Origin of the sequence: Halomicroarcula saliterrae (assembly GCF_031624395.1) — an archaeon.
In the GTDB taxonomy this organism is placed as follows: domain Archaea; phylum Halobacteriota; class Halobacteria; order Halobacteriales; family Haloarculaceae; genus Haloarcula; species Haloarcula saliterrae.
The window spans coordinates 35,426-50,273 of sequence record NZ_JAMQON010000001.1; the positions used below are offsets into that span (position 1 = coordinate 35,426).

The 14,848-nt window shown below is 67.9% G+C and carries 17 protein-coding genes; 10 read left to right on the forward strand and 7 right to left on the reverse strand.

The window, feature by feature from the left end; all coding sequences use genetic code 11:
* Positions 1 to 136: 136 nt before the first annotated feature.
* Positions 137 to 1,483: an MFS transporter gene (locus NDI56_RS00215; RefSeq protein ID WP_310917385.1), complete on the forward strand. Its 1,347-nt coding sequence runs from the start codon at positions 137 to 139 to the stop codon at positions 1,481 to 1,483.
* 13 nt (positions 1,484 to 1,496) lie between these two features.
* On the opposite strand, the gene NDI56_RS00220 is transcribed toward NDI56_RS00215, so the two are convergent.
* Positions 1,497 to 2,225, reverse strand: a complete 729-nt coding sequence (locus NDI56_RS00220; protein ID WP_310917386.1) for a CPBP family intramembrane glutamic endopeptidase — start codon at positions 2,223 to 2,225, stop codon at positions 1,497 to 1,499.
* A 223-nt stretch (positions 2,226 to 2,448) separates the two neighbouring features.
* Between NDI56_RS00220 and truD the strand changes: the two genes are divergently transcribed.
* Both truD and NDI56_RS00230 read left to right on the forward strand, forming a co-directional pair.
* On the forward strand, positions 2,449 to 3,855 hold the full coding sequence (gene truD / locus NDI56_RS00225) for a tRNA pseudouridine(13) synthase TruD (RefSeq protein WP_310917387.1): 1,407 nt from the start codon (positions 2,449 to 2,451) through the stop codon (positions 3,853 to 3,855).
* A gap of 346 nt (positions 3,856 to 4,201) precedes the next feature.
* On the forward strand, positions 4,202 to 4,933 hold the full coding sequence (locus tag NDI56_RS00230) for a DUF2103 domain-containing protein (RefSeq protein ID WP_310917388.1): 732 nt from the start codon (positions 4,202 to 4,204) through the stop codon (positions 4,931 to 4,933).
* Between the two features lies 1 nt (position 4,934).
* Here NDI56_RS00230 and NDI56_RS00235 read toward each other — a convergent pair whose 3' ends face one another.
* From NDI56_RS00235 to NDI56_RS00245, 3 genes are all read right to left on the reverse strand, one after another.
* Positions 4,935 to 5,102, reverse strand: coding sequence for a hypothetical protein (locus tag NDI56_RS00235; RefSeq protein ID WP_310917389.1), 168 nt, complete (start codon positions 5,100 to 5,102; stop codon positions 4,935 to 4,937).
* A 62-nt stretch (positions 5,103 to 5,164) separates the two neighbouring features.
* Positions 5,165 to 5,806 (reverse strand): hypothetical protein, encoded by a 642-nt coding sequence (locus tag NDI56_RS00240; RefSeq protein WP_310917390.1) that lies wholly within the window; start codon positions 5,804 to 5,806, stop codon positions 5,165 to 5,167.
* 37 nt (positions 5,807 to 5,843) lie between these two features.
* Positions 5,844 to 6,068, reverse strand: coding sequence for a hypothetical protein (locus NDI56_RS00245; protein ID WP_310917391.1), 225 nt, complete (start codon positions 6,066 to 6,068; stop codon positions 5,844 to 5,846).
* Between the two features lie 83 nt (positions 6,069 to 6,151).
* Between NDI56_RS00245 and NDI56_RS00250 the strand changes: the two genes are divergently transcribed.
* The 7 genes from NDI56_RS00250 (at position 6,152) to NDI56_RS00280 (ending at position 11,582) form a co-directional block, all read left to right on the forward strand.
* Complete coding sequence (locus tag NDI56_RS00250; RefSeq protein ID WP_310918908.1) at positions 6,152 to 6,460, forward strand: 50S ribosomal protein L37ae; 309 nt, start codon at positions 6,152 to 6,154, stop codon at positions 6,458 to 6,460.
* Positions 6,461 to 6,484: 24 nt separating this feature from the next.
* Positions 6,485 to 6,619 (forward strand): DNA-directed RNA polymerase subunit P, encoded by a 135-nt coding sequence (locus NDI56_RS00255; RefSeq protein ID WP_188993464.1) that lies wholly within the window; start codon positions 6,485 to 6,487, stop codon positions 6,617 to 6,619.
* Between the two features lie 76 nt (positions 6,620 to 6,695).
* Positions 6,696 to 6,956: a KEOPS complex subunit Pcc1 gene (locus NDI56_RS00260; protein WP_310917392.1), complete on the forward strand. Its 261-nt coding sequence runs from the start codon at positions 6,696 to 6,698 to the stop codon at positions 6,954 to 6,956.
* 66 nt (positions 6,957 to 7,022) lie between these two features.
* Complete coding sequence (locus tag NDI56_RS00265) at positions 7,023 to 9,389, forward strand: bacterio-opsin activator domain-containing protein (protein ID WP_310917393.1); 2,367 nt, start codon at positions 7,023 to 7,025, stop codon at positions 9,387 to 9,389.
* 99 nt (positions 9,390 to 9,488) lie between these two features.
* Positions 9,489 to 9,893 carry a DUF7344 domain-containing protein gene (locus tag NDI56_RS00270; protein WP_310917394.1) on the forward strand — a complete coding sequence of 135 codons (405 nt, stop codon included), beginning with the start codon at positions 9,489 to 9,491 and terminating at the stop codon, positions 9,891 to 9,893.
* Positions 9,894 to 9,930: 37 nt separating this feature from the next.
* Entirely contained in the window at positions 9,931 to 10,683 is a 753-nt protein-coding gene (locus tag NDI56_RS00275) for an aldo/keto reductase (RefSeq protein ID WP_310917395.1), read from the forward strand.
* Positions 10,684 to 10,748: 65 nt separating this feature from the next.
* Positions 10,749 to 11,582, forward strand: a complete 834-nt coding sequence (locus tag NDI56_RS00280) for a bacteriorhodopsin (RefSeq protein ID WP_417935935.1) — start codon at positions 10,749 to 10,751, stop codon at positions 11,580 to 11,582.
* A 525-nt stretch (positions 11,583 to 12,107) separates the two neighbouring features.
* Here the strand turns inward: NDI56_RS00280 and aspS are convergent.
* The 3 genes from aspS to NDI56_RS00295 form a co-directional block, all read right to left on the reverse strand.
* Positions 12,108 to 13,412, reverse strand: a complete 1,305-nt coding sequence (gene aspS, locus NDI56_RS00285; RefSeq protein ID WP_310917397.1) for an aspartate--tRNA(Asn) ligase — start codon at positions 13,410 to 13,412, stop codon at positions 12,108 to 12,110.
* A 225-nt stretch (positions 13,413 to 13,637) separates the two neighbouring features.
* Positions 13,638 to 13,967, reverse strand: coding sequence for a hypothetical protein (locus NDI56_RS00290; RefSeq protein WP_310917398.1), 330 nt, complete (start codon positions 13,965 to 13,967; stop codon positions 13,638 to 13,640).
* A gap of 24 nt (positions 13,968 to 13,991) precedes the next feature.
* Positions 13,992 to 14,711, reverse strand: a complete 720-nt coding sequence (locus tag NDI56_RS00295) for a phosphoglycerol geranylgeranyltransferase (RefSeq protein WP_310917399.1) — start codon at positions 14,709 to 14,711, stop codon at positions 13,992 to 13,994.
* Positions 14,712 to 14,848 lie beyond the last annotated feature (137 nt).

Consider the following 14,848-nt stretch of genomic DNA (forward strand, 5'->3'; position numbering starts at 1 on the left):
CCTGTCCGGCAGTCGCTCCGGAGCCGTCCTCGTTATCGTCCGCCTACCGGCCACTCGGTACCCCGCAATAGCCCTCTATAGCTGTGTGAGCGGCGTCATTGATGGATATAAATGCGAGGGAGCACTCCCTCCGGTAATGGCAGCCGACAGCGCCGACGAGGCGGTCGACCCGCTCGACTCGTTCCGGCAGTTCTTCGCGCTGGAACGGGACGTGCTGGTCCTCTCGCTGTCGATGCTCGCGTTCTCCCTCTCCTTCCAGATGACGAGCCGCTACCTGCCGGAGTACATGCGCGTGCTGGGAGCGAGCGCCGGCGTCATCGGGCTGTACGGTAGCGTCGGGAACCTCATCAGCGCCGTCTACCCCTACCCCGGCGGCGCCGTCTCGGACCGACTCGGCTCCCGGTTCGCGCTGACCGCTTTCGGCGTGCTCGCCACGCTGGGCTTTGGCGTCTGGTATCTCGCCGCCGCCGTCGGCTCGCTCACTGTGGGGCCGCTGACCCTGCCCGCCTGGACGTTCGTCTTCGTCGGCCTCTTCCTGGCACAGGCGTGGAAATCCTTCGGGCTGGGCGCGACCTTCGCCATCGTGAAACAGGCCGTCCCGCCCGAGCGCCTGGCGATGGGGTTTGCCAGTACCGAAGTCTTTCGCCGGCTGGGGTTTCTCGTCGGCCCGCTGCTGGCGGCGGGACTGCTCGCCGCGACGGCCTCCTTCGTCGGCGGCTTTCAGGCCGTGTTGCTCGTGGCCATCGGCTTCGGCGCGGTGGCGACCGTGGCCCAGCATTTCCTCTACGACGCGAGCGAGGACACGCTCGGGAAGTCCTTCGAAGGCGTGGGACAGGTCGTCACCGACCTGCGTGAACTCCCCGCCCCCCTTCGCCCGCTGCTGGTCGCGGACACGCTCGTCCGCTTCGCCAACGGGATGGTGTACGTCTTCTTCGTCATCGTGGTCACTGACTTCCTCTCGGTGGGGTTCACCGGCTTCGGCCTCTCCCTGCGACCGGACGCCTTCTTCGGCGTCCTCCTCGGCGTGGAGATGGTGGTCGCCATCCTCTCGATGGCGCCCGTCTCGAAGCTCGCGGAGTACGCCGGCCTCAAGCCCGCCGTCGCGCTGGGCTTTTCGGTGTACGCCCTGTTCCCGCTGCTGCTCATCTTCGCGCCGGCGAACCAGTGGGTGCTAGTGCTGCTCTTTGCCTATTCGGGCCTGCGCTTTGCCGGCCTGCCGGCCCACAAGGCGCTCATCGTCGGCCCCGCCGAGCGCGACTCCGGCGGCCGCGTCACCGGGAGCTACTACCTCGTCAGGAACACGCTCGTCATCCCGAGCGCCGCGCTGGGCGGCTGGCTCTACGGCGCCGACTGGGCGCTCGATGTCGGGAGTGTGACGCTCCAGGGCGGCCCACAGCTGGCCTTCGCCGTGGCGACCGCCGTCGGTGTCCTCGGCGTCGTCTACTTCGCCGTCTTCGGCCGGGAGTTCGACCCGTACGAGTGAGCCGGCCGACCCGTCAGCCGTAGTACTGTCCCAGTACGGCGAGGACCCAGATACCGACGTGGGCCCCGACCACCGGGAAAAGCGTCCGCCGCCGGAGGTAGACAGCCGTCAGCACGACCGACACCGCCGCGACGAGGAGTACGGAGCCGACCGGCCAGGTCACGAGATGGGCGAGCGTGAAGACCGCGACCGTGAGGCTCCCGGCGACCGCGGCGCTGTCGGTGTACTCTAGCAGCCGTTCGAGCGGGTAGCCCCGATAGAGTATCTCCTCGACGACGCCGGTCGTCACCGCGCTCAGGAGGGCGACCCCGATGCCGGGGGTGGACTCCAGACTTCCGAGGCCGTCCGCGACGGGTAGTCCGACCGCCGCCAGCACCGTCGGCCCGACGATGAAGACGGCCATGACGACGGCGGCCGTCCCGACGAGATAGGCGAGGTCCCGCCACGCCGGCCGGCGGACGCCGACCGAGGCGAGGGGCCGGTCTTCGACGCTGACGACGACACCGAGGACAGCGAGCGCGACGGCCCACTGGAGCGCCACCTCGGCCAACGGCCCGGGCGTCAGCCCCAGCGCGTCGACGAGTGCCACCAGCACCGGCAACGCGAGCAGCGCCACCACGACGGTGAGCTGGGTCACCGTGGGTATCCCCGCGAGCGCCGTGGAGAGACGGGCCTGCTCCTGGGGCTGTGTGTCGGTCGCCGTTCGGTTCGGGGTGTCGGTGGGGGAGCCGTCTTCGCTCATCTGTCCTGAGAGTATTCAGCCCGTCTCACCACATGTTCGGGCGAGCCACAGCGGCGAAGCTGCGCGGACGGGGTCGCCGAGTGGAGGGCAAGCGGAACGCGGGCAGGGGTACGGGCGCTTTCGTGTCGACTATCTGTAGGGTATTACATAAAACGTGGGCCCGCTGCGTCGGTGGCGAGGACCGAACGCCAACGCTAAAGCCGGCCCGGCGAACATTCGGACAATGCGCGAGGGCCATCCCATCGAGCGAACGGTCGGCATGGAGTACTACGTCAGCGACGCCGACGGCGTGGGCGGGCACCTCCGGGCGAGCCCCGAGGACTTCCGGGTCACCGAACTGGAGTCGTTCGACACCGCGCCGGTCGACGCCGACACCGGCGGCTACCCCCACCTCGTCTGCCGGGTCGAACTCCGCAACTGGGACACGAACGACTTCGCCAGCGCCCTCTCGGACCGACTCGGCGTCTCCCGCGAGCGGGTCTCCTGGGCCGGGACGAAGGACAAGCGAGCGGTCACCCGCCAGCTGTTCTCGGTGAAAGGCATCGAGCCGGCGGCCCTCCCCGACCTCGACGGCGCCGACATCGAGGTCGTCGGCCGCGCCGGTCGCCCGATTCTGTTCGGGGACCTGGCCGGCAACGGCTTCGAAATCGTCGTTCGGGACACCGACGCGCCCGAGAACGCGGCGTCAGTGGTCGCGGACCTGCGGGAGTTTGCCGGCGAGGAGAGCGCCGACGACTCGGCGGACGGCGGGGCGACGGTCGCCGTCCCGAACTACTTCGGCCAGCAGCGCTTTGGCTCGCGCCGGCCGGTCACCCACGAGGTCGGCCTCGCTATCGTCCGCGAGCAGTGGAAAGAGGCCGTCCTCGCCTACGTGGGGAACCCACACGAGCGCGAGCCCGAGGACACACAGGCCGCCCGCGCGTACGTCGACGAGACCGAGGACTGGGCGGGCGCGCTCGACCGCCTCCCGCGGGCGCTCGGGTTCGAGCGGTCGATGTGTCACAAACTGGTCGAAAACAGCGAGGCGCGAAGCGCCTCGAACCAGTCGAGCGAACGGGGTCCGCGAGACAGCGGCCTGACGCCCGAAGACTTCCGCGAGGCCGTCGAGACGCTCCCGACGAACCTCCAGACGCTCTTTGTCAACGCCGGCCAGTCGTACGTCTTCAACCGGATTCTCTCGGAACGGCTGGAGCGAGGCCTGCCCTTCGACCGGCCGGTCGAGGGTGACGTGGTCTGCTTTGCCGACTCGGACGCTCCCGGCGACCTCCCACTGCCCGACACCGACCGCATCCAGCGGGTCACCGGGAAGCGGCTGCCGACGGTCGAGCGCCACTGCGAGCGCGGTCGCGCGTTCGTCACTGCGCCGCTGGTCGGGACGGGGACGGAGCTGGCCGACGGCGAGCCGGGCGAGATAGCGCGCGAGGTCCTGGCGGACGTGGGGCTGGAACCCGGCGACTTCGCGCTGCCGGGCGAGTTCGACAGCGAGGGCACGCGGCGGGCGATACAGGTCCGGACGGAGCTGGGTGTCTCGCGTGACGGCGACGACCTGACGTTCGACTTCGCACTGCCGAAAGGGAGCTACGCCACCGTCCTGCTGCGGGAGTTCCGCAAGAACGACCCTGCGGCATAATCCGAAGCCGTTTTCGAGAGCGCTCTCTTGGCTACTGTCCGCGAGAGCCAGAAAGCCCCCGCAGTCTCGACTCGCGCGGCTCGCTGCGCGCTTCGCTCACTGCGTTCGCTACAGTGCTTACTTCGCCGTGCTTCGCCGAGACCGCGGCCCCTTTCAGTCCCACCCATGCCGGCTGGCCAACCGGTTACGGGTGGACTGAAAGGGGCGACTGGCTGTTTGTGGCGGAGTCGCTGTGAATCGCTAGCAGGGATCTCCGGCTGTCCACGCTCGCGTTCCGATATCCAAGCGCAACGTTACCGACGGAGAACCGCCTCGCTTATCCACGCCAGCCGCCCTACGACTCGGTATGGACTGTCGGCAGTGTGCCACGCCGCTCGATAGACCGGGCGACTACTGTCTGGTCTGTCACACTGCCAACGCCGACGCCGTCGTCCTCGAACTCGAACGCGACCGAGCGACGGTCACCTGTCTGCTCGACGGGTCGGTCGTCGGCGAGCGAGCGGTGACGACGACCCCGGAGGGCGAGGGCAGCGACGAGCTGGTCGTCGTCGAACTGCGGAACTTCGCCGGCCTCGTCGCCGACGAGGTGCGACGCAAGCGCCCCGAGGAAGTGTACGTCACCGGCGAGTACGAGGTTATCAGCGCGGTGCGGGGCCAGCTCCACCACGAGTTCTTCCGGGTGAAAGGCGACGACCCCGTCGGTCGGGTCATCGACCGGCAGGGCGAGCCCGCGCTCGAAGTGGTCGACGCCCCGCCGGAGTCGAAACTCGGCGGGAGCCACTCGACGCTCATCGGCGGTCGGGCGGGCCAGCGGGTCGTCTACACCGTCGCCGGCCACCCGCACGTCAAGAAAGTGATTCCGGGGCCGATCGACGCCGGCGGGGCCTCCTCGCCGACCGGCGTCCGGGCGAAGGCCACCCGCGCCGACGCCAACGGGAACGTCCGCGTGCTCATCCGGGACGGCTCCAGCGTCCAGGAGAACCGCGTCGTGACGACGGCGGGCGACCGCGAACTCGGCGAGCACGTCCGCGCGGACCTGAACGAGGCGCTGATAGAGGCCGAGTTACAGGACGAGTGAGTCAGACTGCACGCGGCGCGTCTTCCAGCCGCCGGAAGGTGAGCAGGGCGAGGGTCGCGGTCAGGACAGAGAGGCCCGCTTGGAGCGGCCGCCCGCCGTAGAGCCAGTAGCCACACAGCAGCAGGGAGAGCACCGCGACGGCGAGCACCGCGATTTGACTGTGACGCATCCGTCCCGGAGCGTAGACGAGCCTGTGATAAATCCGTTTTGCCGACTGTCGCCAGATAGCTCTCAGGCCAGCAACCCCGTGCCGACGATGACACCGACGACCAGCGCCACGACGGCCCCGCGAGCCACCGGCGAGAACTCCGTTTTCGCGTCCAGCACCAGCGGCACGGCGTGTAACGCTGCGAGCAGGAGGAACGCCACCGGCGCGATGGTCTCGAAGGCGACTGCCCCGAGCGCGAGCACCGCGAGCGCGACACCGCCCGAAGCGAGGTAGCTCCGGCCCCGTTCGGCCGCCCCCGCCCGCACGAGCAGCCCGCCGGTCCACAGATACCCGAGCGCGGCCGCCCCGACCCACGCGAACCAGAACGCGACCCGGGGCGGGACCAGACCGCTGACACCGGCCACGGTCAGCGCCGTCGCGGTCCCGTTGACCGTCCCCCAGCCGAACATGGCGTCCGAAAAGCGCACGTCGTCGGGACCGTGTAGGACGGTGAGGCCGGCGAAGCCACAGACGAGGACGACCCACAGCGCCGTCGCGAGGAGTGCGCTGTCGGGTACGGCGACCCAGGCAAGCACCTGTGTCCCGCCCCAGCCCAGCAGGCCGGCCGTCCCGCCGGCGAGCAGGAATCCCGATTCGTCGAGGCGGCCGCTGGTGGCGGGTGCGACGTGCCGGAGACGCGCTCGGAGGCCGTCGGTCACAGCCATCGACTCGGCTGTTGGACCGCGGACGGCAAGTGGCTGTTCACGCGAACTCGGCGGCCAGCAGGAGGACGCTCGGCGCGACCACCAGCACGAGACCGCCGACGATGAGCAGTGCCGGCAACACCAGCAGTCCTATCTCGGTGAACAGCCACAGTCCCAGCCCCGCGAGTATCGCGACCAACCCGACGAGGCGGAGCAACCACGCGACGATACCTTCGAAGCCGGAGTCCGCGACCACGTCGACGACTTCCAGTACTTCGTCCATGGCGTCGCGTGGGTTCGCCGCGGAGATGTTTAACGGCTGTGGCTGTGAAAAAATCGCCTCGCGAACCGTATCTCGAAGGGCTTATGTGGCCGCTGGGCCGACGAAAGAGTACTATGGCTAGCAAGAGCGGAAAGACCGGGAGCTCCGGCCGATTCGGCGCTCGCTACGGTCGCGTCTCGCGTCGCCGCGTCGCCGAAATCGAGTCGGAGATGAACGAGGACCACACCTGTCCGAACTGCGGCGAGGACAAGGTCGACCGACAGGGCACCGGCATCTGGCAGTGTAGCTACTGCGATTACAAGTACACCGGCGGGAGCTACAAGCCCGAGACGCCCGGTGGCAAGACCGTCCGCCGCTCCATCCGCGCCGCCCTCGCCGAAGACGAGGAGTAAAGTCTCGAACCCCCATTCCCAGTTATGAGCTACAAGTGTTCACGCTGTAAGCGCGACGTAACACTCGACGAGTACGGTGGCGTCCGCTGTCCGTACTGTGGTCACCGCGTGCTCCTGAAGGAGCGCTCGCCCGACGTGAAAGAAGTCGACGTCAAGTGAGGCGGGCCGTTGTAGCGCAGTTCACGACGGCGCCCGCCGGGTCGGCACACACCGGTACACCACGCTACCAATCCGTATGACGCCGCCACACCGGACCGTTCTCACCTTCGATTTTCCCGACAGCGCGCGGGCACGCCGCGTCGAGCGGAGCCTCCGTCCCGAAGTGGGCGACATCGACGGCGACCGGACGACCGCCACGCTGGCCCGAGAGGGCCCGACGCTTCGCATCACCGTCGAGGCCGACGACCTCGTCGCGCTCCGCGCCGGGTGTAATACGTGGTTGACACTTTCTTCGGTCGCCGAAACCGCGGGGGTCCGGCTGGACGGCGAGGGATAGTTCCGGGCCCTGTCATCGATAGTATATAGTCGCCCGGGCCTGTTGGTATCGGTAGCACGCGCCAGTATGACGAAGGAATCCCCCAGTCACGAACTCATCGTGAGTGGCGCGGACGTGCCGGCACCGAGTGGCACTATCGAGGTGTTGTACGTCGACGCCCACGCGGCCGTCCGCGAGACGACGCGCTCCGCCATGGCCGCCCATCGGGCTGACATCTCCGTGGCGGGAGTCGGAACCGTCGACGCGGCGCTCGACGTGGCCGCGACCACGCCGCCGTCGTGTCTCGTTATCGACCCCGTCGACATCACGGACATCGAGTCCCTGCTGGCGGCGGTGGACGCGCCGATGATACTGTACAGCGACCGCACCGCGGCCGAACTGAACAGCGACCTCACGGAGATGGCGGCCACCATCGTCGAGAAGGGGCCGACAAACCGCGGCGCCTTCCTCGCGGAGAAGGTCATCAGCGCCGCCGACAGCCCGGCCGACCGGAGCGAGTACGCGCTCCAGCAGGCGCTCAACGACGTGACCCGGCGGACCGAGACCGGGCAGGCCGTCTTCCTCGTCGACGACGAGGGCGGCGTGGTCTGGTCGAGTCAGCCTCTGGCGGCGCTCGTCGGGACGACGCCCGACGACACGGCGGGGAACCTCTACGACGCGCTGGCCGCCCTCTGTGCCAACACGCCCGACGTGAAGACGGTCGAGCGGTTCCGCGAGCGCCCCACGAACCCGGTCACCGTCCGGACCGCGCTGGAGGCGGCCGACCAGCATCTCCTCTTGCAGGGGTATCGGTTGCCGGCCGTCGCCGACAGCCACACGCTGGTCATCGTCAGAGACGTGACGACGACGGCCGGCCGCGCGGCCCGGCTCGCGCTGCTCGAACTGCTGACCGAGCGGGCACAGGACGGGCTGTACACGCTCGACGAACGCGGCATCATCGACTTCTGCAACGAGTCGTTCGCGACGAATCTGGGGTACGAACCGGCGGACCTGCGGGGCGAACACGCCGAAGTGACGCTCGCACCGGGGGAACTGGAGAAGGGCCAGCGGACCATCAGCGAGCTGCTGGCGGCCGAGGAGGACAGCACGACGGTCGACCTGACCTTCCGCCGGAGAGACGGCATCGACCGGGAGATGTCCATCCACTACACGCTGTTGCGCGACGAGAACGGCTCCTACAGCGGCCTGATGGGCGTCGTCCGCGATATCACGGAGCGAAAGGAGCGCGAACGCGAGATCGAGAGCCAGCGCGACGAACTGGCGACGCTCGCACAGGTCCACGTCCTCATTCAGGATGTCATCCGCGCGCTGGGGTCGGCGGCGACCCGCGCGGAGATAAAGGAGACCGTCTGCGAGGAGCTCGTCGAGTCCGACCTCTACCAGTTCGCCTGGATCGGCGAGCGAGAGGGGTGTAGCACGCAGCTGACGCGCCAGACGGTCGCCGGTGACGACGACAGCTATCTGGATATCGTCGCCGAGCGGTCCACGCCCGAGACCGTGAGTCCGGGGACGACGGCCATCCGAACCGGCGAGGTGCAGGTCGTCCACGACGTCGAGACCGACGACCGGATGGCCTCGTGGCGCGGCGCGGCCCTGGAGCGGGAGTTCCGGTCGGCCGTGGTCGTGCCGCTCCGGCACGACGAGGCCGTCCACGGTGTCCTCGCGGTGTACGCCAACCGGCCCGAGGCGTTCAGCCAGCGGGCTATCGAGGCGTTCACCGTGCTCGGTGAGATGGTCGGGTTCGCCTTCACCGCTGTCCAGAACCGGCAGCTGCTGGCCCACGACCGGGTCGTCGAGATGGAGTTCCAGTCCTCGTCGGCGGACGCCTACTTCCTCGGGGCCGCGTCGGCACACGACTGTCGAATCCAGCGGGCCGGTAGCGTGGACGTCGGCGACGAGGCGCTGGAGTACGTCACGGTCGAGGGCGCGGCGCCCGACCGCGTCCTCGAAAGCCTCCGCGACCACGAACTCGTCCGCGGCGCGCGGGTCATCCGGGCGGAGAACGACGGCGGCGTCATCGAGCTCCGAGCGGCCGAGTCCTACCAGTCTATCCTCCTCGACGTCGGCGTCAGGGCCGTCGACGTCGTCGCCGACGGGACCCAGCTCACCGTCACTGTCGAGGCCCCGACCGACGCCGACGCGCGAACGATACAGGAGACGCTGACGGAGTACGCGCCGGGCTTCGAGCTCGTCGCCAAGCAGGAACGCGAGCGGCGCCCGACGCCCGAGGACGACGAGTCCCTCCTCACGGAGGAGCTGACCGAACGGCAACTGGAGGTCCTGCGGGCGGCCTACCTCGCCGGATACTACGAGTGGCCCCGCGACACGACGGCCGAGGAGCTGGCGGAGACACTCGATATCGCCTCGTCGACGCTCCACCAGCATCTCCGGCGGGCCGAACGGAACCTGTTCCAAGAGATGCTTGATATATAATGCCAATTGAAGCATAGTTGGTAGGCAAAATCGGGATGAACCTAGACGACTAGGTGTCCTGTTGATGTCCCCTACGCCCGTGATTTGTGGTAGGCGAGCATGAACGACCAGCAAAACGGACCGCGCGGTGAACAGTGGCGTGGGATGACCCCCCAGAACCGCGGACTCACGGCGCCGATGATAGACGACGTGTTCGAGGCGCTGTCCGACTGGCGACGGCGAGCCGTCTGCCAGTACCTCGTGAACTGTGAGGACACCGGCGTCGAGGTCGAGACGCTGGCCGCCGCTGTCGCCCAGCGCGGACAGGCGAGCGAGGTCTCCGGGTCGGAGACGACCGTCGAGGCCGTCGAGCGCGAGCTGGTCGAGACGCATCTGCCAGCGCTCGACCGCATCGGCCTGCTGGACTTCGACGAGCGGAGCAACGCCGTCCACTACTGGGGGTTGCCCACCGTCGAGAAGTGGGCCGAACACGCCGACGCAGTCACCCAGCGCAGCGAGTTCTGACCGACAGCCGTAGGTCCCCGCCGGCCCTCCACCGCGTATGGACCTCCCCCCGGTCGGCCTCGGCACGATGGGTATCGACGACCCGGACGTCGTCGAGACCGCCATCGATGCCGGCTACCGGCATTTCGACACCGCACAGATTTACGAGAACGAACGCGTCGTGGGCGACGGCCTCGCCGGCGCCGACCGAGCCGAACTGACCGTCGCGACGAAGCTGTGGACCGACAGCCTCGCCGCCGACGACGTCCGGACCGGCACCGAACGGAGCCTCGACCGCCTCGGTCTGGACCTGGTGGACCTGCTGTACGTCCACCGGCCCCGCGGCGACTACGACCCCGCGACGACGCTGCCCGCGCTCGACGCCGTCCGGGCGGCGGGCCTCACCGACCACGTGGGCCTCTCGAACTTCTCGCTCGGTCAGTTGGAGACCGCCGCCGAATACGTCGATATCGCCGTCCACCAGGTCGAGTTTCACCCGTTCTTCCGGCAGCGATCGCTGCTCGACCACGCACAGCGCCACGGCTACCCGCTGGTCGCGTACGCGCCGCTTGCGGGCGGGCTGGTGTCCGAAGCGCCCACCCTCCGGGCGATAGCGGCGGACCACGACGCGACGCCCGCCGCCGTCGCCATCGCCTGGGCGACGAGCTACGAGAACGTCGTGACGATTCCCAAGGCCTCTTCGCGGGCGCATCTGGACGCGAACCGCGCGGCCGCGGGGCTCGAACTGGGCGACGACGACATCGCCCGAATCGAAGCCATCGAGCGCGAGGAAGAGCTCTTCCCTGAGTGAGCAGCGTCGGCGGCCCCGGCACAAAAGCTGTTGGGAAATAGACATTTAACGCGCACCCTCCTACAGTGGGTCGTATGTCAGTTCCCAGTACCACGCCCCTTCAGGCGACGCAGTCGGGGGTCCTTCGAGAGATACAGTCCGACGTGCTGTTCAACGCCTCGCTATGGGTGAACATCGCGCTCGCCGGCGCCGCGATACTCCTGTTCGTGTACATGGGGCGAGACATCGAGTCTCCGCGGGCGCGGCTCATCTGGGTCGCGACACTGCTGGTCCCGCTGGTCTCGCTGTCGAGCTACGTCGGCCTGGCCTCCGGACTGACTGTCAGCTTCTTGCCGATGCCGCCGGGCCATCCGCTGGCCGGCGAGGCGGTCCTCACACCGTGGGGGCGCTATCTCACGTGGACGCTCTCGACGCCGATGATACTGCTGGCGCTCGGTCTGCTCGCGAACACGGACCTGGCGACGCTGTTTACCGCGATCACGATGGACATCGCGATGTGTGTCACCGGGCTGGCCGCCGCGCTCATCACGTCCTCGTACGCGCTGCGCTGGGTGTTTTTCGGCATTAGCTCGGCCTTCTTCCTCGCGGTCCTGTACGTCCTGCTCGTCGAGTGGCCCGACGACGCCGCGGCCGCCGGGACGGGCGATATCTTCGGCACGCTGAAACTGCTGACGGTGGTGCTGTGGCTGGGCTACCCGCTGTTCTGGGCGCTTGGCACCTCGGGCATCGCGGTGCTTTCCACCGCGTTCACCTCCTGGGGCTACTCCGCCCTCGACATCGTCGCGAAGTACGTCTTCGCGTACCTGCTGTTGAGCTGGGTGGCCGACAACGAGGGCGCAGTGGCCGACGTCGGCGTCCGGCTCGGCGGTCCCGAGAGCGCGGCGCCAGTCGACGACTGACGCTGCCGCGCTCGACTGATTCGCCGTCGCCGCGGGCGGGCGGCGCTGGATGGCGTTCGCCTGCGCTACTGTCGTGCGACGGCTACCACTACTGAGACTCCGAGCGCCGTGGCGTCTCCCGGACGCAGGTCACCCGGCCTACGCGTCCGGCAGTCCGTCACACGAGCCGACGGTCACTCCCGAACCAACAGATACGCGACGAAGCCCGGGATATTGCCGAAAACGACGATTAGGGCCCACAGTTCCGGGCTATCCATCCTTCGCCTCGTCGCGTCCTTGTACGTCCAGTACACGAGATAAACCGATAGCAGAAACGAGAACAGACCAAAGAGCAGTACGAATATCAGGAAACCGAACGCCATCACACCGGAAAATATCTGGAGCCCGGGGGGCGCATTGTTACTGCCAATAGATTTGCGAAATATAAAGATTGCGGGTGTATCGGCTGCCGTCCTCGAACCGCTGTGACACCGGACGGTGCTCGCGGTTCCTTCCGCTCACCGCTCCTTCGTGCGGCCTCGCGCTCTACGGAGAGAGCCGCTGGCGGTCACGCGGGAAGAGCACGGCCTCGCGGATGTTCTCCAGCCCGAGCATCGTCATGACCAGCCGCTCGCCACCGAGACCCCAGCCGGCGTGGGGCGGCATGCCGTACCTGAACATCTTGGTGTAGTACTCGAAGGCTTCCGGGTCGAGTCCCTGCTGCTCGAAACCGGCGACGAGCCGGTCGTAGCGGTGCTCACGCTGGCCGCCCGAGACCAGTTCCATCGACGGGTGCATCATGTCGAAGCCGGTCGAGACGTCCTCGTCGTCGTCGTGGTCCTTGATGTAGAACGGCTTGATTTCGCTCGGCCAGTCGGTGATGAAGTAGTGTTCGCCGACCTCCTCCCCGAGAACGTGTTCGGCCTCCGTCGAGAGGTCGTCGCCCCAGACCAGCGGCTCGTCGAGTTCGCCCGCGGCGTTGATCTTGTCGATGGCCTCCTGGTAGGTCAGCCGCGGGAACTCGCCCTCGGGAGCCGAGAAGTCGTCTTCGAGCCCGAGCGCTTCGAGTTCCTCGGCGCAGTTCTGTGCGACGCCCTCGTAGGCCGCCTTGACGACGTGTTCACAGGCGTCCATCGCCTCGGTGTGGTCGTAGAAGGCCGACTCGAAGTCGATGCTGGTGGCCTCGTTGAGGTGTCGCGGCGTGTTGTGCTCCTCCGCGCGGAAGATCGGGCCGATCTCGAAGACCCGCTCCAGCCCGGAGCCGACCATCAGCTGCTTGAACAGCTGCGGGCTCTGGTTCATGAACGCCTCGCGGCCGAAGTAGGTGATGGGGAACAGCTCGGTGCCGCCCTCGGTCCCCGTGGCGACGATTTTCGGCGTGTTGATCTCCGTGCTACCGAGCTCGCGGAAGGCCTCGCGCACCGAGCGCAGGACCTCGGCGCGGATCTCGAAGATGGCCTTGACCTCGTCTTTCCGGAGGTCGAGCGTCCGGTTGTCGAGCCGGGTCGGGAGCTCGGCGTCGACCTTGCCGGAGGGGTCGAGCGGGAGCTCCGGGTCGGCCTCGGAGACGACGTCGACCGACTCGGGCGTGACCTCGACGCCGGTGGGCGCGCGGGGCTCTTCCTCGACGTCACCGGTCACGGAGATGACCGACTCGCGCTGGACGTCTAGACCTGTGTCGACGAGGTCCTCGTCCATCTCGTCTTTCTCGAACTTGACCTGGATCTTCCCGGTGGTGTCCCGGAGGATGAGGAAGGCGATACCACCGAGGTCGCGGATCTCGTGGACCCAGCCGGCGACGGTGACGGTGTCGCCCGGCTCGGCGTCTGCGGTGTAGGTGCGGTCGTCCATGGGGGCAGCTATTGATGGGTGGGACTTAAGGACAGTCTTTCTGTGCGAGACGCCGAACGTAGTGAGGCGTCTCGGAAATGCGAACGGCGACCTAGGGGAGCCGTGAGCAGCGAGTCACCTCGAAGCCGACACGGCGAACGAAGTGAGCCGTGGAGGAGCGGCGAGACGCCTCTTTCCGTTCCGCGTCTCGGGAACGTGAGCGCGGAGCGCAGCGAGCCGCGCTTCTCACGCGGTGTACTGCGCGGCGCGCCTGTGTGCCCACCCGGCGAGTGCCAGTGTGAGGACGATGTAGCCGCCCCACAACAGGCCGCGCTCGGGGGCGGGAACCAGCGGGTGGACCAGCCCGACCGAGACGGTCAGGGCGCCGGTCGCGATGGTCGCGGTCCCGACCAGCGCCGTCAGCCCCGCGGCGTCGGTGACCGTCTCCCCGCGGGCTCCGGCGACGAGCGAGAGGTCCCGGGTCCGCCGAACGTACAGCCCGAACCCGACCAGCGACAGCCCTGTCACCGCCATGATTGCGACGAGAAACAACGACTCCGCTGTCAGCTGGGCCATGAGACGGGTGTAGAACGACGTCGGTTACTCGGTCGGCGTCGCGGCTTTGGCGTCCTGTGCGCCCTCGACGGTCTCGCGGACCGCTTCGACGCCTTCGTCGTGGACCAGATCGCCGACGACGATGGTGTCTGCGTGGTCGGCCATCGTCCGGGCGGAGTCGTAGTCGTGGATACCGCCGCCGTAGAACAGCGTGGCCTCGTCGAGGATGTCCGCGGCCGCGGCGACCTTCCCGGTGTCGCCGAGCGTGCCGGAGTACTCGACGTAGACGATCTCCTGACCGAGCAGGTGTTCGGCGGCCTCCGCGTAGGCTGCGACCTCGTCGGCGTCCAGATCGCAGTTGGCCTGCGTGTAGGTGGCGACGGAGGCGTCGGGGTTCATCACGATGTAGGCCTCGGTGAAGGTGCGGGACCAGTCGATGTCGTCGTCGATGCGGATCCACTCCTTGTGGGCGCCGGTGATCCAGGTCACGTCGCCGGCGTTCATCACGACAGGGATGAGATAGCCGTCGTGGCGGTTGCTGTGGACGACCGATGCGGGATTAGAGGGTTCGATGTAGACGGGGATGTCGTACTTGCTACAGGCGTCGACGACTCGCTTCATCTTCGCCTCTGTCATCCCGGTGGTGCCGCCGACCTCGATGGCGTCGGTACCGGTCGCCGCCACGTCTTCGTATGTCTCCTCGGCGTACAGTGTCTTGTCGGGGTCGATTTTGGTGATGTGGTCCCAGTCCGCCCAGTCGCTCATACCGCAATGACCTTCGCCTGTCGGCATAACGGCTTCGGAAGGGTGGACCCGACAGGAAATCCCGTGTACGTGGGCTCGGCGACGGGATACCGGGCGGTATCGACGGGCCGCCGAGACAGAAAGACGCCGACCGAACA